Genomic DNA, 18,812 nt, shown 5'->3' with positions numbered 1-18,812 from the left:
GTCAAGGTTTTTTCATCATCTGATCAATAACGGCCGTACCCGTGGAACGCATGCCGGAGTTCTTCGTAACATCCCAAAAGCTTTGCTGTTGCAGGATCTGGGCCTGTGTGGTCACGATCCAGCTCTGGATCCATCCCGTTAATGTGCACCAGGCACCCCAGCCTGCATCGGAATTAGAGGCCCAGTATTCCCACTTGCCATAATCGAACGCCCGGAACCAGGCGCCATCAAGATCCTTATGCTTGCTGCTCTGCACCTGTATCCGGGTCAGGAAATCAGCCAGCCTTTTTACGGCCTTCATGTATCCGGCATTGCCCGTGGCCAATGCCGCCTCATGCAGACTGAACACCGCAAAATTGTTCGTGTACAGCATACAGGATATTTTTTGTCCGTTCTGTGAGATCAGCGATCCTTCATCCGAACCGTAATCGTTGTTTGATTTCAGTTCCCGGAACATGCCTTTTCCTTTTCCCAGTTCTTCCCGGATGGCGCCGCTTTCATCCTGGTATTTCAGCATCTCGCGGATCATCTCATCCAGCCAGCGGCGATGCTGTGGTGTATCCTCCACGCGTACCAGCCAGGCCAGGGGCAGGATCAGGCGGGCACGCTGGGTTTGCAGGCTGCTACCCCATTTCCATTTATCCGGATAATCTTTCATGGTGATCGCTATGGCTTCCTTTGTCCGCTCCAGCAGCGGCGCATAATGTGTTTTATCATATAGCCACAGGTAAAGCGCCCACATCCAGGATTCAAAATGTGGAGAGGGATGCTCCAGATCACGGTTGTAATAGTAGGGCCATCCATTTTTTATGATATCATTTTCCTCTAGCCGCTCGCCCCGGAACCCCTGTTTGCCGGTCGTTCTGAAATTGGCCATAATGGCTTCTGCCAGCTCCTTATCCCACCGGTCTGTTTTCAGATAGCCCGCTGCACCCAGTGCCCCGAGTATAGCACGGGCATTATCATCCCCGTAGAAGGTGCCGGCATTGGTAGTTGCCCAGCCGATCAGCCCGAATGCCGGACTGCCCGGATCATTCTTTGGACCCGCCCGCAGGTTGGAGGTCTTAAAAAGAAAATTGATAATATTAATGGCTCTTGTTTTATAATCCGCATTGTTCAGTAACTGGCCGGCAGCCGCCAACGCCATACTTGCTTCTCCCTGTACATCGGCACGCATCCAGTAACGGTATTGCTGGCTTCCGTCGTAATAGATCGTGGAAGTATGCCCTTCAATGATGCCCAACGATCCATCCCCATTGGGTTTATCCTGTGATACCGGTGGCCCCACGGGCTTTAATCCATCCACACCACCGTATTTCATCCAGTCGGCCTTCCAGCTGGGATGCACATAGAACCGGCCGTTGGCGAACCACTCCACTCCTTTTTGTATGCTGTTACGCCGGGCATTTTCCGGCAGCGGTTCGGCCCGTCCAAACATCGGTCTTACATCTTGCGGCCATTTGCCGGTGACCGGGGTCCGGTTGCCGGTGAGCTGCGCAATGATATAGGACAGTACCGTTTTAACCGGTTGTTCCGGACCATAGCGACCGGTCCTGAAATTGCTCAGTGCCGTAGTGCTGATCAGCACCCCATTCTTCCGGAATAATAAAGGATAGGTTTTCGTACTGTCGAGGCCCAGCTCTGCTTTATCCACGCCCACTACTTTGGCCAGAACCAGCAGGGGGTCCGCCGCATCAACCGGCAATACGTAACAGTTATGAATACCCAGCAATGCCAGTCGCGGCAACCCGGCGCCAAACAGACCGGTGGTTACCACACCCCGCTCCAAATGGGTTTCGAGAGGCTTACCGGGAAGATCCAGTCCGGGATATGCCGAAGGATATTCCACATACAACCGAAGTTCGCGGGAAGCGGCAGTGCGCAGCAAGGCCTCGCTGATCCGGTTCTTTCCGTCCATTTCCGGATAGTGGTCCGCCGTTATAAACACGCCGGTTCCTGCTGGTGCTGAACGGATGGCCGATTCTGGATTGCTGTACCGTTTTATATTATAACCCTGTTCTTTGAGCAGCAGGTACAGATCATTTTTGTCACTCCCATAAAAGGAAATGGTCTTTTTGAATAACTGGGCCTGTGTGGCAATGGTCATACACAATGCAAGAAGGGTTCCGGTTATTTTAATTCGCCAAAACATATTTTAAGATTTAATCAGGTGTGCATTCATTGTATCAAACTGTTGTTGCAGCAGGTCCACGGCGGCCTCCTTTATACGATCGCTGGCGCCTTTTTCAAGAAAGGACCATTTTCCCGGGCCGGTCTCATAGCCGCCTTCTACAAATGCAGCCGGCGTAGGTACGTATCCGATATTATTCTCGGAGAAGCCCGCTATCACCGTATATTCAAAGGGCGAGCGGCGTTCGATCTCCAAGGCTGTTTCTACAAAGATCTCGCCGGGCAGGAACAGGATGACCAGTGAATTAAAATGCAGCAGGCTGATCCGCGCTACCGCATCTCCGGGATTTGTGATGCCTGACCCTTCACGTACCATCAGCGGCAATACAAGACTACGAAAAGAACATGCAGCATCTGCCAGCGGCAAAGACCTTCCTGCATCGACCAGCGCCGCCATTGCCGCACCATGTGCTTTTGCATAAGTGGCGCCCATGGATACCGTAGGCGGATTGATATTGCCGGCAGCACCATTCAGAAACAATGCGGTGCCGTTTTTGCCGGATTGCTCCAATGCCGTACACAGTTCACCCGGAAAATCAGCCGACACGCGGGGAATGCACATCTCGTGCACCGGGTGACAGACCGCCTGTACTACTGTTGCAATGGATTGCCGGCCGTTCCCTATCAGCCGGATGGACTTCACCCGCCGGTCCACCGGTTCGCCTTGCATTAATGCTTCCGAAACCGGCTGCAGCGAATCAGAGATCACCATTCCTTCCGGCTGTTTTATCCGCCGTTGCAGCGAGTAGCCCTCCAGTACTGCTGTTGCAACGGATACACGGCAAGGCTGAAGCCGCTCCGCCGCCGTACTGATCGCATCCCGGATATCCTGCTGTATTTTTTGCATCCAGCGCTTGTAGACCGGCTCCTGGTACAGCGCTGTAAGACCCGCCGATTCGGGGGCGCTGTGCGTATGTGTGCAGCAAATAATAATATTTGCTGCCGGCACTATGCCTGCCATACCTTCTTTAAACGCCCCCCATCCTCCTACGGAAGTATCGGTAAGGGACAACAGGTCCAGCGACACCACCGCCACTTTTTCTTTTCCGGACGCTATCACCAGCGTCCGTGCTTTCAATGGTGTACGTATCGATTCAAAGGGCGCATATTCCGCCTTTACGGATGATGTGAGCAATCCTACTTCCAGCGGTGGTGTAATATCGGTTACTGCGGCTCCCGCACATAGTTCAGACTGACTCATAGTTCTTTTTTTATCCAGTTGTAGGCCTGCAGCCAGAAATCGTTGTAGCTTTCCCACAACTCAAAATTGATACCCCAATGCGGCGCAGGGTCCGACATATAGGTGAACACACGGCCCTGACCATATTCACCTGCCACTACCAGCGGGTGACCGGTCTCTTTTACGCGTACGATCACATCTGCTTCGTTCTTAACGGTAACCTCATTATAGCCGAAGATCGGCGGGAAGCTGTCCCATGCCAGTCCTTTTGCAATGGGATGATCAGGCTTTACTACCTCGGCCGTAAAGCCGGCAGACGATTCTACCAGGTCTTCGATCAGCAGGCAATTCACCGGCAGCGCTTCCTGCAATACACTGCGTCCCCATCCTGAGCGGCTTTGCACACCACTGAATGACAGCCATCCGCCCAGCATCATCAGGCCTCCACCACTTTGGATCCATTCTTTAATTACGGCTATGCGGTCGGGGAAGGTTACGATCTTTTTTTCCCGGCGTGCCCGGTCAAAAAAGCTCGGGTACAGGTGAAAACATTTGGCTTCCACGTCACTGATGATGAGTGCTTCCGATCCCTGCAGGTACGCTTCCAGTTTTCCCGGCTCCAGCCGGTACAATTCCCAGTTGGACAAAGGCGTTACGTCGGCCTGCTGTTCGAGCGCTTCGGTAAGCCGTTCTCCGTAAAAATGCAGATCCGCATCTTTTGTCTCTGTACCAAACGGTGTTTCAATAAATGTCGGCCCCACATGAAATACCCAGTCGCCCAGGTACAGCACATGCTCTTCTTTTGTTCGTACCACTTGTTTTGCTCTCATAACTTTTGTATATGTGTTTTATAAATTCAATCATATTTTCCGGTGTTTCTGGCAGCGATCGTCGGCTGCTCTTCTGTCAATGCCCTGTCGCCGGTAGCGGTTTCCAGTTCTTCCAGGTATCGGGATGCCATCTTCCGGAAAACGATAAAAAGCAATACCGCCGTCAGCAGAGTGACCACACTGGTGCCGTATCGCGCAAACCAGGCATGGGTCAGCCCCAGGATCAGCAGTGAAACAGATACTGTTCCAATAACGGCGATAACGATCCCTTTCAAAACAGGCCGTAGCGGTTGTCCGGTTCCGGGCTGACGGGTATTGCTAAAAGGTTTCCAAAACCCCAGTGGCCGTGCGCGGTTATAAAAATCCTGTAACAATGGCTGCGGATCGGGTTTGGTGAGCAGGGCCACAATGATCCAGAGCAGCGTGGTTAGCCCCATTACCAGCAGGGTTTGCCAGTACCAGGCGATCACCAGCCGGTCTGCGCCCTCCACACCAAGATAAATAAGCAACCGCGGCCCCAGCACCACCATACAGAATATGGCCGCGCCACCAAATGAGGCCGCAATTCTTGCAGGACCATTAAACCGCCACCACCACCATTGTGCCCAGTTGGCGGGCAATTCGGCAGCACTTAGCGACAACATAAAAATGGCCACATCCGTAATGATGAGCACATTATAAACAACCGCAATGGAAATGGCGAGTATGACCAGCATGGAAATCTTGCCAATGAACAGGTAATGTTTTTCAGAACGCCCGGGCACAAACCAGCGGCGGTAGATATCGCTCACCATGATCTGGCTTCCAAAATTCAGGTTATCGCCTACTGTAGACATCGTTGCCGCCAGCATGGCTGCAACCATCAATCCCATGGCGCCAGGAGGCAAGAGCATTTTCATCAGCCGGCCATAGACCAGCTCCCGGTCTGCTCCCGGTTGCCGCAGCTCAGGCCATAGTACAGCCGCGCTGATGCTCGGCAGCGTTACCAGCAACAGCAATACAAACATAGAAACAGCAGCCACCACATACATCGTCAGCGCTTCCGACGGTGTACGTGTTGAAAGAATGCGTTGTCCTTCCATGGCACCACCCATCGGCGCCGCATCGCCGCCATAGCCGATGCTTTGCCCGATCAGCCATCCAAAGGCCGCCGCAAGCGGAAACACCTCCTGCTTCTCCGGCGGAATACTTCCGAGGATCTCTTTACTCTGCGGACCGAATGCATGTTCGATGGCCTGCACCATGGCCGCAGCGCCGCCAAAATGCTGCAGTGTAAGGAATAACAACAACAGCGTTCCCGCAAAAAAGATCAGCATCTGTATAAAGTTGGAGATCACCACGCCCTTGTAGCCCGATGAAAAAACGAACAGCAACGAAACAGGCACCACCAGGCAAAGCGTTTCAAATCTGGTAAGATCAAAAGCAGGGCCCATTATTTTATAGGCCGCCAGCAGCGTAATGCCGGTCCAGGCGGGCATTGCGATCAGCGAGGTGCGCAGGGCGATCCACAACCGCATTACAGCAGCCGCTCCTTTCGGAAACCTCAGGTCATAGAATTCGAGTGATGTAAACAGGTTAAGCCGCCGCCAGAAAAAGGCAAACAACACCCCGCCCAAAAAGAGGGCCAGACCAAAACGGCTTAAGTACCACCAGCAGATAAAACCACCGGTAGCTACTGCCAGCCCTCCATAACCGGTTGCAGCATCCGGGCTTACCAGCGCCGCGGTGTAGGATACCCCATTGAGCCATCCGGGGATCTTCCTGCCCCCCAGGAAAAAATTGTCCATACTCTTATTGGCAAAACGGCGGTGCCAGAAGCCGATCCCCAGCATCAGCAGCAGGTAGCCTATAACAATCCAGATATCAAGATGATCCCAAACCATAATAACAAATCGCTGTTTTTAATAATGATCAGTCAAGTTACGTTACAATCCTTTCAAACGCTCATCCAGCCCAGCTATAGGGGGCAAATCATTTCCGGGCCGGTCCAGGTAGAAATACGCCGTGGCAGAATAATTATCTACACGATAAAAATTCACCCATTCGTCTTTGGAGAACCGGTCATCAAACAGATCGGGATATCCGGTACTGTCTAATAACGGGATCAACCCCTGCTGTGTCATTACCGAGACCGGCCGGGCCTGCCCGCCCGCTTTGATAATAGCCCGTATGGAATCCCTTCCCCCACCGCCCATCTGCTGGATGGTGACCTTACAGCTCGTACTGAAGAAAACCGGATCAGGGATGTGATAGCGATAGAAAGAGAAACGCCCCTTTGCCTTATCCACTATCGGCGCGCCCTGATATAAATTGGAGAAGGGTCCCAGGTTCCATGCGGAGCCAATATAATCTTCCGTACCCGTTCCTGCCAGGGTGGGATACTGCTGATCTCCATCCAGGTATATTTTCACTTCACCTTCTCCAAACCAGGTACTTCTATATACTTTGTCGGTCACAATGCCGATATTGGTACCCAGAAAACGCCCCTTTCCTTTTATCTCCGGGAGTATGGCGAAGTCCGTTCCCAGCGCGGAAACTTTATTCGTACTCCAGTAGGCATGAAAATAACCGGCTTGCTGCGGGGGTCGCTTCAGCACGGAGAAATTGATATCATAAAAAAGCAGTTGGTCGCTTTTTGATTCATTAATAAAAACAATTTTCGCATGCTTTTTAAACGGCATCGGGATATAACAATTAAAAGAACGTCCCTCCGGATCGGCAAAAGCGGCGCTCTGAAAAGCCGTTCTCAGGCCAAGGCTTATCCCAAAGAAATCTCCCAGCGGTGCCGACACCGCTGGTTTTGCAGCATGATCCCAATACATTTCTATGCGTATGGAACGAAGCGCTGCCGGGCTTCTGTCGATCACGGTCATCCAGATGCGGTGGATGACACCGGCACCGGAATAATCCATCAGCAGCTTGCGCTCACCCGCACGGATCCATTCGGAAGAATGTCCCTTTGCACCTTTGTTCTCTTTTGCAGCAGCACCTTTTTCGCCACGAATGTTCTCAAAACTGATCCAGCGGGTTTCGGTGCCGGCCGCCGGCAACTCATATAATGGTTGCGCACGGACCGGCCCGCTGCCGCATAACAGCCATAACAAAACGGCCGTAAACAATACCTTCCCGATCGTTCCAAAATCTTCATAATGCCTGCCCATAAAATATGTATATTGATTACCAAAAAGGGTTCTGTACCAGGTTGGGATTCTTATCGATATCGCGTTGCTGTATCGGCCAGAGATAATGCTTCTTATCAAAGATCCTTTTTTCGATAAGCGTACGCTTATAAAATGCATCGCTGGTGATCGTATACGGTATGGCAGGATCGTTTGCCGTAGCTTCTTTAATAACCCCGTTCACATCAAGCCCGTAAATATTCTTGTTATCCGTAACCTCTGCGATCTTCCAGCGATGACAATCAAAGTAACGGTGGGTCTCAAACGCCAGTTCTATACGCCGTTCATGGCGGATGGCTTCCCGCATCGCATCTTTTGAAAGACCGGCTGCAAGGCCCGGCAATCCCGAACGGTCGCGGATCAGGTTCACATATTTGTATACATCGGCAAGCGGTCCCTGTGCCTCATTTAATGCTTCCGCGTAGTTCAGGTATTGCTCACCCAACCGGAAAAAGATCCAGGTACGCTTGGGGTCCGACTTTGGCGACATTACAAAGGCCGGGTGTGTTAGTTTTTTGAGCAGATATCCTGTTTTACTGTAAAAATCGGTACTTACGTTTGTGCGGCCATCCAGCCCCAGCTTCCAGAACTGCAGGGGCGTTTTACGGTTCTGGGGACTCCCCGTCTTATATTTGGCACCTGTAAAATTGATGGTAGCATAAAAGCGCGGCTCACGGTTCACATACATGGTACGCGTACCGGCATAATAATAATCCGTTTCCGTGTTGGCCTGGCCGTTTTCGGTGTAACCGGACAAGGGATTGATGATAGGCGTCATATCCGCATTGTAGCCGGTGATGGGCCGGGTTCCGTTGGCCATTTCATAGTCATCAACCAGGTCCTGCGTAGGCGATTGCAATGGCCAGTTTGCCCCGGTCATCCCCCTCGGCTCACTGTAGGCATCAATGTTCTGGTAGTCCGGATCATTCCCGGTAAAAAACACTTCGCTATTGAAATTGGTATAAAAAAGCTCCTGGTAATTTTTTACAGGATTGTTATTGCCGGAGCGGTACAGGGTATAGCCCGCTGCCGCAGCTTCATCAATACAATTTTTTGCCGCATCTGCAGCTGCCTGCCAGCGCCCGCCATCAAAATCAGGGAACAGCCTGATACCCGCATTGTCTCTGAAACCGGCATAATCAGGGTTTCCGTTCCACAGCGGACTGGCCATGTACAGCAGCGTACGGGCTTTTAATGCTAATGCCGCTGCTTTGGAAGGACGGCCGTAATCGCTGGGCGAACTTACTTTGGGCTCCAGCAGGGCCGCCGCTTTATCACATTCGGCCACAATAAAATTTACGCACTGGTCTATGGGCTGTCTCGGCACCTTTGAAAAATCTTCATTCAGGTTATAGGTCCGGTCAATAATGGGTACGGGCCCATAAACCCTTATAAGCAGAAAGTGATAAAAGGCCCTCAAAAAGATCGCTTCTCCTTTCCACCGGTTGATCTTTGATACCGGGGCCAGATCGCTGGGCACCAGCTTATCTATATTCTCCAGGAACAGGTTGGCTTTCCGGATAGCGTAGTAACTGTTGGACCAAAAATCCAGTGTATACGTTACGGGATTCCAGTTTCCCAGGTTCATTTCAGTGGCAAAATTGCCGGAGTAGCTCATTTCCATATCATCGGAAGCTCCGTTAAACGGGTTATTGGGCAAACCGGACCCCGGGTTGTCCACCATACGGAGTTCCTGTGGCAACTGCGAATAAATATTCGTCAGGAATTGCTCGGTAAATCCTGAGTTGGTAAAGATCTGCTCCAGCGTCAGGTCGCCATCCGGTGTTTTATCCAGGAACCCTTTCTTACAGCCGGATATGAGTATAAACGTGACTACCACTACGGTAATTTGTATCAACTTTTTCATGATCATTTTTTTTTGAGTTAAAATCTAACTTCCAGGCCAAAATTGAAATTGCGGCTGATGGGATAACTGCCGGTGCCAAAGTCGGATTCCGGATCAATGGCCTTTATATGATCCCAGGTTGCCAGGTTGGTACCCTGTACAAAGATCCGCGCGCCATTCAACCGCCACCGCTTCATCATGGCATCGGGAAGGTTGTATCCGATCTCTGCATTCTTGATCCTTAAGTAATCGCCGCTGCGCAGGTATATGGTAGAGCCTGCATTATTGTTTTTACTCAGCGATCTTACAGCGGGGAATTTTGCATTGCTGTTATCGGCACCCGGTATCCAGCGCTGGTCATATACCATCTGCATAACATTGTACATGCTTTCACCGGAGGCAAAGGGCATCGCGGTCCATTGCTGCGTAAAGAAGAAATCGCGATGGGCTACCCCGGTAAAGAAAACGGAAGCATCAAATCCCTTATAGGAAAGCACGATCCCCAGGCCATACATCATCTGCGGTTCCGATCCGTATTTCCCGATCACGGTCTGATCGGCATTGGTGATCTTGTTATCCCCGTTAATGTCTTTATATTTTACATCACCGGGCCGGATGACGGACTGAAAATAGGTCTGGTCCGGGCTGTTGGCGATCTCGGTTTCATCCTTAAAAAAACCTTCGGCGATATAACCCAGGTTGGCCCCGATCGGGTAGCCGCGCAGGTCCTGCCAGGGGTACTGCGGCTTGGGATAATCATTCTCGATAATCTTGTTCTTTGCAAACGTGAGGTTACCATTAACGGAGTAGTACAGGCCGCCTTTTGTAGTATTACGGAACTGAAAACTACCGTCGACCCCTCTATTTTCTACGATGCCTACATTTCCATAAGGGATAATAAAATCGGGGTACCCGGCATATATCGGAATGATCCGCCTTCTCAGCAGCTGGTCTTCGCGCCGCTCATGAAACAGGTCTACGGTGAGCGTGAACATATGCTCAAGCATTTCAAGATCCAACCCCACGTTTGATTTATAGGCATGCTCCCAGGTCACATCGGGATTCCCGATAAAGTTCTCCCGTTTACCGCCGGGATTGATGTTCTGATCCTGTCCGAAAACATAACCGGGCGCATTTTTGTCGAAGCGGGTCTGGAACAAAAAACGTTCGCCACCAATACGGTCATTACCGACCAGCCCATAGGACCCTCTGAATTTTAAGAGGCTGATCAACCCGGAGTTCCAGAACGGCTCGTTCGATACCACCCAGCCCGGACCGATGGAGGGAAAGAGGCCATAACGCTCGCCCTTTGGAAATTGTTCCGACCCGGTATAACCGGCATTCACTTCCAGCAGGTAACGGGTATCATAGTTATACGTGATCCTTCCGATCAGCCCCTGTCTTCTTTCCGCGATATTGTCAATCGAATTGCCCGCATTTACGTTGTTATACTGTCTTCTGTTTGCAGCAAGCAATGCGGTTATGTTATGTTTACCAAAACTGCGTACATAATCCAGCCGCAGCTCCTGGTACACGGTACGGTAGTTTTCATTGAGGTTATACAGGCCCAGTGCGGTCTCCGTAACAATGGGAGTATACGTTTCCGCACCGGTGCCCGGATCCTTCTTGTAATAAAAAGTAGCCGGGTCTTTTGTACGCACGTTCTGTGTAATGTCTACCACATCAAAAGCGGCCAGCCCGTTTAATGACAACCCGGGTACCACGCCGCCCATATCCCAACGCACATTGAGGTTGCTGGTAATAGTGGTATAAAACTGTTTGGTATAACCGGTTTGTGTAACCAGGGTGTAGGGATTAATCCTGGAGTCGCCGCTGGCGCCGGGATTGGATCCATCCGGGTTTTTCACCGGATACATCAGCGGGTTCGTAAGTTTGAGTACATCAAAAATGGTAGACCGCGCCCTGCCGGGGAAGTTAGCGGCCTTTGAGATACCGGCCAGCCCCAGGTCTATATTCAGCCGTTTGTTGAGCTTCACATCCACCCGGGAACGGAAATTATACTGGTGTAGCATGGCATTGGTCTTATATTCCATTTTAGGATCTTCTACATACATCCCCTGCTGCAGGGTATAGCCCAGGTTCACATAATAACGCGCGACCTCCGTGCCCCCGGTAATGCCCAGGTTATTGATCGTCTGCATGGTATTTTTCCGGAAAATGGTACGGTACCAGTCCACATCCGGATAGAGGTACGGATCAGAATGGTCTTTAAACTTCTGCAGCTCGGTATCCGAATATTTCGGAGCCTCCCCGATGTTGCGCCGGGACTCATTTACCAGTGATGCATATTCATAGGCATTGATATTGTCTTCGATCCGTTGTGGAGTTGCTATCGCTGTTTCTGTCCGGAAGATCACCCGCGTTTTACCAACAACCCCTTTTTTTGTTACGATCAGGATCACACCATTGGCGCCCCTGTTCCCGTACACGGCCGTTGCAGATGCATCCTTCAGTACTGAAAAGCTCTCGATATCCTGGATGTTCATGTTCGTCCAGTAATCATTCAGTTCCCGCTCTACGCCGTCCACAATGATCAGTGGCTTGTTTACCCCGTTTTGAGAAACCAGTCCGCGTATATAGATCTTGGCAGCGTCGTAACCCGGCTCACCCGAGGTTTGCCGGGTGAGTACGCCTGCCAGCTTTCCGCCAATGGCATTGGTAAGCTGGGGAGTAGAATATTTTTGCAGCTCTGCTACACTGACCGTTGAAACAGCGCCGACCATCGTTGTCTTCTTCTGCGATCCATAGCCGACCACCTGTACTTCGTTCAGTTTTTGTCCTTCAAGATCGGGCAGCAGCTGGACCACCAATGTTGGGGTTCCCTGCAGCACCAATATTTGCCGGAGGTAGCCCACGGAAGAAACCACCAGTGAATCGCCGCTCCGCGCTTCAATAATAAACTTACCATCCAGGTTTGTCTGCGCTGTTCTTACCGTGCCCCTGATCTGTACGGAGGCATTGGGCAGCGGATTTTTGTTTTCATCCTGTACCAGGCCGTTGAGCACATATGGAAGGGTGTCCTGAACGGCAGCGGAGGGCCATAATCCCTTCACCGGCGAATGGCGGGCAGCAGCCTGGTTGTTGTTGAGCATAAGGCCCAGCAAAAAGATGATCCAGCAGTATTTTGAGATCATCCGTAAAAACGCATCTGTGGCCGGGATCTTTTTTGCGGCCGGGATGCAGCACGATAGTGCGATCGTTATTCTTTTCATATCTGTGGCAATTTTTGTTCTTATGGTTGTTTCAGCAGCCGTCTCCTACCGGGCAGTAAAAGCCCTGCATCGTCCCGAACCGGTCAACGACTGCCTTCCGACAAAATGAATACGTATTCAAAATATCAGAAAAAAATTATTTCTTTTTCCTTACTGTATTGCGGATCACAAGATGCCCCTTCATGGCAATGATCCGGGGCACCGCATTCTTTTCGTTGATTTCTTTCAATAATAAATCCACCGTACTGGTTACCATATCCTCCAGGGGCTGCTCCCAGGTCGTTAACGGATAAGGCGTCCACCCCAGCATCCGGATATTGTCAAACCCTACTACGGACAGGTCCTCCGGGATGCGGAACCCCACCAGGCGCGCAGCATCCATAACCCCCAGCGCGATGATATCACTGCCACAAAAGATGCAATCGATCTTCTTGTTGCGTGTTAACAGCTCCTGGGCAGCTTGAAACCCGCTTTCATAGGTATAGGTCCCGGGAATGATCGTAAGATCTTTTATCTTCCGCTCCAACAATACTTCCCGGAAGCCTTTCAGACGGTCGACCGTAGTGGATGTATTCCGGGGACCGGATATAAAGGCAAACGTCCGGTGCCCCATCTCCACCAGGTAGGTCGCGATCTGCTGGGCCGCAAGATAGTTATCACAGTATACCGCGCTGCAATTCAGTCCCTCAGCATAGCGGTTAAACAATATGGAAACAATGCCGCTGCGTTTCAGTTTACGGGTTGCGCCCTCAGAAAGCAGGGCATCCGTTACAATAATACCCTCCACATTGTATTCAAGCAGTTTGGCGATCTCCCATTCCTCGATGATCTCATTTTCGGAATTGTTAAAGATCAGCTGATAACCCAGGGGTGATAAACGGGTATGAAAAATTTCCAGTACCGCCGAGTAAAATGGGTCCCGTATATTGCGCATAATAATGCCCACCATCATCGTCTTACGGGTGATAAGGCTCCTGGCCTGCGCATTGGGCTTGTATTCAAGCGCCGCTGCTGCATCCAGGATCTTTTTACGTTTCTTTTCAGATACATTGGCCCCTCCGGCAAAAACCCGGGATACCGTGGCCTGCGAAACGCCTGCCAGCTGTGCTACATCTTCCGATGTTGCATTCCGATTTCCCCGATTTGCCTTAGTTACCAAAATATATGAATTATCTTGAATGAATACGTATTCAAAAACTAAGGTAAAATCATTCTTTTAATTGGACAAATTTTTTTTTATTTTTTTTTACCCGGCAGGATGTGCTGAATGTATTTCACCGGTTGCCGGTACAACTCCCCCGGATGAAAAGGCCTCGCCATACAATCCGTCATCCCGGCTGTGGCAATATATGCGGTGTTTTGGAAAAAAGGTGAACGGCCCTAAAATGCTTCCGTTATCGCCAGCGAGATGACCACCCGGGTGCCGGCAGGGATCCCTTCCGGGTCCTCAAGGTCGATGATGCGCACCGGTTCAAAAACATCATAACCCTTGTTAAACGATTCAATTCTCTTTAACGTAATGTCCAGTCCGTGCGATTTACGGGCCACCTGTTGTTGCTCGCTGCTCTTTTTAGCAGCCTGCCGGCCTACCCCATTGTCCTCGATAACGATCAGAAGCACCGTTGCGTTCCGGGTAACGGAAACCGTCAGCATGCCCTGGTGGTTTGCCGGTAACAGTCCGTGCAGGATAGCATTTTCAACAAATGGCTGAATGATCATCGAGGGGATCTCTACCAGATCCGGATCTACTCCATCCGTGGTAAGGGAATAAGCAAACCGCTGGTCAAACCGCACCTGCTCAAGTTCGATGTAGATCTTGATCACCTCCAGCTCATCCCGGAGCGGGATCTTCTTTGCCCGCGAGTTATCGAGTGTTAACCGCACCAGTCTTGAGAATTTACTGATGTATTGATTGGCCAGGATGCGGTCGTTGCAATTGATAAAAGAGTTGATCGTATTCAGTGAGTTAAAAATAAAATGAGGGTTCATCTGTGTACGCAGCGCTTTATGCTCCAGCTCATTGAGCCGTATCTCAAAATCGCTGCGCAGCCGGGCTTCTTTTTTCACCTGGCCGATCCTCCATTTATAAAACAGGTAGGCCAGCATACCCAGCACCAGCAACAGTGAAATACGGAACCACCAGGTGTTCCAGAACGCACGGTCAATCGTAAATACCAGCGGGCGGGCGGCCTTATACCAATCTTTACCGTTCACCGACGCCTCGGCCTCAAAACGGTAGTCGCCGGAGGGCAGGTTCGTATAACGGGCCTGGCGCTCGCGGTAGGCATAAATATACCCGGTGTCAAACCCGGTCAGCTTATACCGGTACATTACAGATCCTGCGTGTTTATAATCCACCGTCAGATAGCGAAAGACCAGGTTGTTGCCCCGGTGGGAGAACCGCAGCGGCTTGCCGTCCAGCACGTTTAAAACGGTATCTGCAGCATAAACATCGGTTATAAAGACCTGGAGCGGGTAGGACCGGATCTGGAGTTTTGAGGGATAAAAATGGTTAAAGCCGGTTTGTGTGCCAATGAACAGCTCCCCGTCCGGCGCCCGGTAATAAGCAGAAATGCGGTGATTGCTTTGCAGCAGGCCATCTTTTTCATCAAACGATGTAATGGTGCCCGTACCGGGATGGTACCGCGCCAGCCCCCGGTTGCCGATGATCCAGATATCTCCTTCAAGATCGCGCAAAAGACCGGCCACATAAGAGGTTTCCAACCCATCGCTTTTATCCAGCCTCGCCTTTATCTGCAGCGTACGGGGATCAATGATGTACACGCCGTAATATCCGCAGGCATAGATATTGCCGTCCAGATCCTGTTCAACGGCAAATATATTATTGTCTTTTTGCGTTCCCGGAAACGACAAGGTATAAACGCGGTCCTTCTTTTTATCATAAAAGCTCAGGCCGCGGCTCTGGGCAAACCACCAGTTATCATCGCGGTCCGCAAAAAAATGCGTCGTGTATCCCCTGATGATCTTATTCAGCTGGGGATGCGTGCGAAAGGTTTCCAATTGGTTCGTAAGCGGATTGAACAGGTAGAACCGGGCACCGGTGGCTACGAGGAAGTTCCCGTTCCGGTCTGCCACGACGCGGTGAAATTCGCTGCTCACCAGGCTGTTATCCCCGGGCCGGATCCGCGTTGGGATCTTATCAAACCCACCATCGGCACGCAGCCTTCCAAACCCATCGCCAAATGCGCCGATCCACAGCCGGTTTTTGGCGTCGGGCAATACTGCCCGGATCGTGCGCACATCCAGGGGGCCTTCTCCTTTGCTGTAATAGGAATAGAAGCTGCTGGGGCCATGGTTGCGGTTCCATTTGATCAGGTAGCTGTTAGTGCCGATCCATAGCTGGCCCGATGGATCCTGGTAGAAGCAGTTGACTACGTTCTGGTATTTGGCGCCCTTTTCATTGGTAAAGTTTCGTACCGCGCTAAAGGCCGGTTCACTCAATGTAGTGAAGGAAATACCATTTCCATGAACCACCAGCGTGTGGCCGCGGGTAACCAGTACCCGGCGCAAAAAGCTGCTGTGAATGGATGTGGCATCCCCGGGATCATTACAGTACTGCTGTACAGACCGTGTCCGGGTGTTGAGTATGTAAAGGCCGTGGTACCGCGTTACCATGGCATAGTGCTCATCATCGATCTTTTCGATCTCACTTCCATATCCAACCAGCTTTTTTCCGTCGACCGTCTTCCAGTCATTCACCAGCTCCATGCTGCCGGTACGGATGTTCATCAGCACCACACTGTCCCTTGCCAGGCTGCAGGCCAGCCATTCGCTTCCTTTTACCCGGCAGAGACTCCAGGCATTGTGGTAGGGCAGCTCCCGGATCAATGTCTGCCGCGAAATATCCACCACCAGTGTTTTTGCCCGGATCCCCAGCAACCAGATATCTCCTTCAACATGACTTGCGGTAAGCATGTTGGCCCGGGCACCGATCATCGATGAAATGCCGTTCAGCGGCCGCACCCGCTTATCATGCCCTACCAGGAAACAACTGTCTTTTGTAAATGCCAGTATGCCTGTACGCGCCTCCCGGATCAGCATGGTCTTTTCAAGCGGGAAACTGGAAGGATTATCAATTACAGAAAAACGGTTGCTGTTCTCGTTTTTATATTGCAGGCCGGCCGGAGTGGCGATCCAGATGATTCCGGAGCGGTCGCATAAAATGGCATTGATACGGTTGTTACGGATCCCGCTTTTATTATCACGGGTATAGGCTGCCACCGCATAGCCGTCAAAAACATTAACGCCTTCATCCGTTGCGATCCACAGACGCCCCATCCGGTCTTCACATAGCTGTATTCCCTGGTCGCTCAGCAACCCGTTGGCCGTATTCAGGTGCCGGAAAGCAAGTGGCTGTGCAGTTAACAGTATAGCAGGGCTGCAAAGCAATTGTATAAAAATAAAAAGGCGGACCCCATGTATTTTCATGGGCATAAAAGTAGGCATTCATCCGAAAAAGATCAAAAACCGGGGGTCAAATCCGTTAAGTTAAATGCCCCATCCGTTAAGTCAAAAGCAGGATTTGTCGTATTTAGTCCATCTTTACATAAATAACGGGAAAACTATGCCCTTTATAAAACAACTGGCACTCTGTTTACTGCTGTTTCTGTGCATGGGCGGTCCCGCAAAAGCGCAACGGGAAGGGGCAGACTCCTGGCATACGACCCTTGCCCGCAAGTCGGGCACCATCACTGTTCTGTGGGACCGGATCGAACCCTTTATATATCCCGATGCCCGTGGCAAGCTAATCGGGGTCGAGTATGAACTGATGGAAGGGTTCAAAACATTTCTCAAAAACCACTACCAGGTCGATCTGAAGATCCGCTGGCAGGAGATCGAGGATTTTGCGCAGATCTATCCGCAGGTCCGGGACGCCCGCCGGCCCGGGCTTTTTGCCGTTTCCTATTATTCCATCACCGAAGAGCGAAAAAAAGAGGTGCGCTTCTCCCCGCCCTATATGCCGGATCTGAACATCCTCGTTACCAATAATCAGGTGCCCACGTTCACCACAACCGGCGAGTTCAGGAACCGGATCACCGCCATGCACGGGTATACCCAACCCGGCACTACCATGGAAACGGACCTGAAAAAGATCCGCCAGGCCTACTACCCCTCCCTGCCGATATCTTATAATACCAAAGACGACTATGCGATCCTGGGCCAGGTATCAGAAAACAAGGCATCCTTTGCCTATGTGCCGGTCAGCATTTATGTAGTGGCGCTGCAAAAAGGCTATAAAATAAAACGCCAGCGGCTCTTCGATATCCACCGCGAAGGCTTTGCAGCCATTTACCCCAAAAACAGCGATTGGGGGATGCCGGTGGATGAATATTTCAACTCCGCCGAATGCAAGTTCTTTGTCAACTCCCTTATCCGGAAATACCTGGGACCCGAGGTAGCGCATATCATCCTTGAGGTTTCCGTACCGCAGGACGATTCCGGCAGCGCAGCCGATATCGATCTGCTGACCAAGGAACGCGAAATTGTGACCCAGCGGCTTACTCATTCAGCAGTGGAGCTGCAAAAACAGCAATCCCTTCGCAATATGACGCTGCTGTTGCTGGCCTGCCTCATCATTTTTGCTGCCCTGCTGTATGGAAGGTTCCGGACAAAACAGCGGATGAACCGCGCGCTGAAACAGCGTAACCAGCTCATCAGCGCCCAGAATGCGCAGATAGAGAACATGAATCACATGCTGAAGCTCAAGGTGCTGCAAACCCGGATGAACCCACACTTCCTGTTCAACTCCCTGAACTCCATCCAGTATTTTATCGTCGCTGATGACCGGAAGGTTTCGTTGCAGTACATCAACCGGTTTTCCAGCTTTCTGAGAAAGCTGATCCGCTTTGGCGATGAGGTGCTGATCACCGTAAAGGATGAAGCAGCACTTTTAAAGGAATACCTGTGGCTGGAACAGACCCGGTTCCCGGATCAGCTGGAATACGAAATAATCGTGGAGGAGCCCGCCGCATCCCTGCAGGTGTTGCCCCTCCTTACACACGGACTGGTAGAAAAAGTATTGTATAACGGTGTCATCAACCGTTATAAGAAGGGAAAGATCAGCGTGTTTTTCCGGTTTGCCGGTAACCAGCTGACAGTTACCGTAACCGGCAAAGGGCAAGGGGCACCACGCACCAGTGCCCACGGGCAAACCGGCTATAGCGGTATGGACACAGAAGATACCCTGGCAAAACGCATCCGGCTGTTCAACAAACAGCAAAAACGGAAAATATTGCTGATCCGGGAAGAGGGCGATCATATCCTCACCACCCGCATCGAAATACCACAACCGCTTTTTGAGCATCCGGAAGCGCTCGACCTCGAAACATAAAT

The 18,812-nt window shown here is 51.2% G+C and carries 10 protein-coding genes; 1 reads left to right on the top strand and 9 read right to left on the bottom strand.

Annotated elements, in window-relative coordinates; translation table 11 throughout:
• Position 1 precedes the first annotated feature (1 nt).
• The 9 genes from B160_RS0114420 to B160_RS0114380 all read right to left on the bottom strand — a co-directional run bounded on the left by B160_RS0114420 (position 2) and on the right by B160_RS0114380 (position 16,913).
• On the bottom strand, positions 2 to 2,152 hold the full coding sequence (locus B160_RS0114420; RefSeq protein WP_040679897.1) for a hypothetical protein: 2,151 nt from the start codon (positions 2,150 to 2,152) through the stop codon (positions 2 to 4).
• A 3-nt stretch (positions 2,153 to 2,155) separates the two neighbouring features.
• Positions 2,156 to 3,391: a hypothetical protein gene (locus B160_RS0114415; RefSeq protein WP_018628635.1), complete on the bottom strand. Its 1,236-nt coding sequence runs from the start codon at positions 3,389 to 3,391 to the stop codon at positions 2,156 to 2,158.
• Positions 3,388 to 4,200, bottom strand: coding sequence for a glutamine amidotransferase (locus B160_RS0114410; protein WP_018628634.1), 813 nt, complete (start codon positions 4,198 to 4,200; stop codon positions 3,388 to 3,390). The genes B160_RS0114415 and B160_RS0114410 overlap by 4 nt, the downstream gene beginning before the upstream one ends.
• Positions 4,201 to 4,226: 26 nt before the next feature.
• The gene (locus tag B160_RS0114405; RefSeq protein WP_018628633.1) at positions 4,227 to 6,083 is read right to left on the bottom strand and encodes a sodium:solute symporter family transporter; all 1,857 of its coding nucleotides are present in this window, start codon (positions 6,081 to 6,083) and stop codon (positions 4,227 to 4,229) included.
• Positions 6,084 to 6,125: 42 nt separating this feature from the next.
• Complete coding sequence (locus B160_RS0114400) at positions 6,126 to 7,361, bottom strand: glycoside hydrolase family 172 protein (RefSeq protein WP_018628632.1); 1,236 nt, start codon at positions 7,359 to 7,361, stop codon at positions 6,126 to 6,128.
• A 16-nt stretch (positions 7,362 to 7,377) separates the two neighbouring features.
• The gene (locus B160_RS0114395; RefSeq protein ID WP_040679961.1) at positions 7,378 to 9,246 is read right to left on the bottom strand and encodes a RagB/SusD family nutrient uptake outer membrane protein; all 1,869 of its coding nucleotides are present in this window, start codon (positions 9,244 to 9,246) and stop codon (positions 7,378 to 7,380) included.
• Between the two features lie 17 nt (positions 9,247 to 9,263).
• Positions 9,264 to 12,458 (bottom strand): SusC/RagA family TonB-linked outer membrane protein, encoded by a 3,195-nt coding sequence (locus tag B160_RS0114390; protein WP_083927712.1) that lies wholly within the window; start codon positions 12,456 to 12,458, stop codon positions 9,264 to 9,266.
• A 136-nt stretch (positions 12,459 to 12,594) separates the two neighbouring features.
• Complete coding sequence (locus B160_RS0114385) at positions 12,595 to 13,617, bottom strand: LacI family DNA-binding transcriptional regulator (RefSeq protein ID WP_018628628.1); 1,023 nt, start codon at positions 13,615 to 13,617, stop codon at positions 12,595 to 12,597.
• A gap of 221 nt (positions 13,618 to 13,838) precedes the next feature.
• Positions 13,839 to 16,913 (bottom strand): sensor histidine kinase, encoded by a 3,075-nt coding sequence (locus tag B160_RS0114380; protein WP_018628627.1) that lies wholly within the window; start codon positions 16,911 to 16,913, stop codon positions 13,839 to 13,841.
• Positions 16,914 to 17,043: 130 nt separating this feature from the next.
• On the opposite strand from B160_RS0114380, the gene B160_RS0114375 reads away from it, so the two are divergent.
• The gene (locus B160_RS0114375; RefSeq protein WP_018628626.1) at positions 17,044 to 18,810 is read left to right on the top strand and encodes a histidine kinase; all 1,767 of its coding nucleotides are present in this window, start codon (positions 17,044 to 17,046) and stop codon (positions 18,808 to 18,810) included.
• The last annotated feature ends 2 nt before the right edge of the window (positions 18,811 to 18,812 follow it).

The sequence above is a fragment of the Niabella aurantiaca DSM 17617 genome (assembly GCF_000374125.1).
Taxonomy (GTDB): domain Bacteria; phylum Bacteroidota; class Bacteroidia; order Chitinophagales; family Chitinophagaceae; genus Niabella; species Niabella aurantiaca.
This window is presented reverse-complemented; position numbering and strand designations above follow the sequence as displayed.

Coding starts and splice junctions, on each gene's coding strand:
- B160_RS0114415 (WP_018628635.1), bottom strand. CDS start 3,391: ATGAGTCAGTCTGAACTATGTGCGGGAGCCGCAGTAACCGATATTACA.
- B160_RS0114405 (WP_018628633.1), bottom strand. CDS start 6,083: ATGGTTTGGGATCATCTTGATATCTGGATTGTTATAGGCTACCTGCTG.
- B160_RS0114390 (WP_083927712.1), bottom strand. CDS start 12,458: ATGAAAAGAATAACGATCGCACTATCGTGCTGCATCCCGGCCGCAAAA.
- B160_RS0114400 (WP_018628632.1), bottom strand. CDS start 7,361: ATGGGCAGGCATTATGAAGATTTTGGAACGATCGGGAAGGTATTGTTT.
- B160_RS0114395 (WP_040679961.1), bottom strand. CDS start 9,246: ATGAAAAAGTTGATACAAATTACCGTAGTGGTAGTCACGTTTATACTC.
- B160_RS0114410 (WP_018628634.1), bottom strand. CDS start 4,200: ATGAGAGCAAAACAAGTGGTACGAACAAAAGAAGAGCATGTGCTGTAC.
- B160_RS0114375 (WP_018628626.1), top strand. CDS start 17,044: ATGCCCTTTATAAAACAACTGGCACTCTGTTTACTGCTGTTTCTGTGC.
- B160_RS0114380 (WP_018628627.1), bottom strand. CDS start 16,913: ATGCCCATGAAAATACATGGGGTCCGCCTTTTTATTTTTATACAATTG.
- B160_RS0114420 (WP_040679897.1), bottom strand. CDS start 2,152: ATGTTTTGGCGAATTAAAATAACCGGAACCCTTCTTGCATTGTGTATG.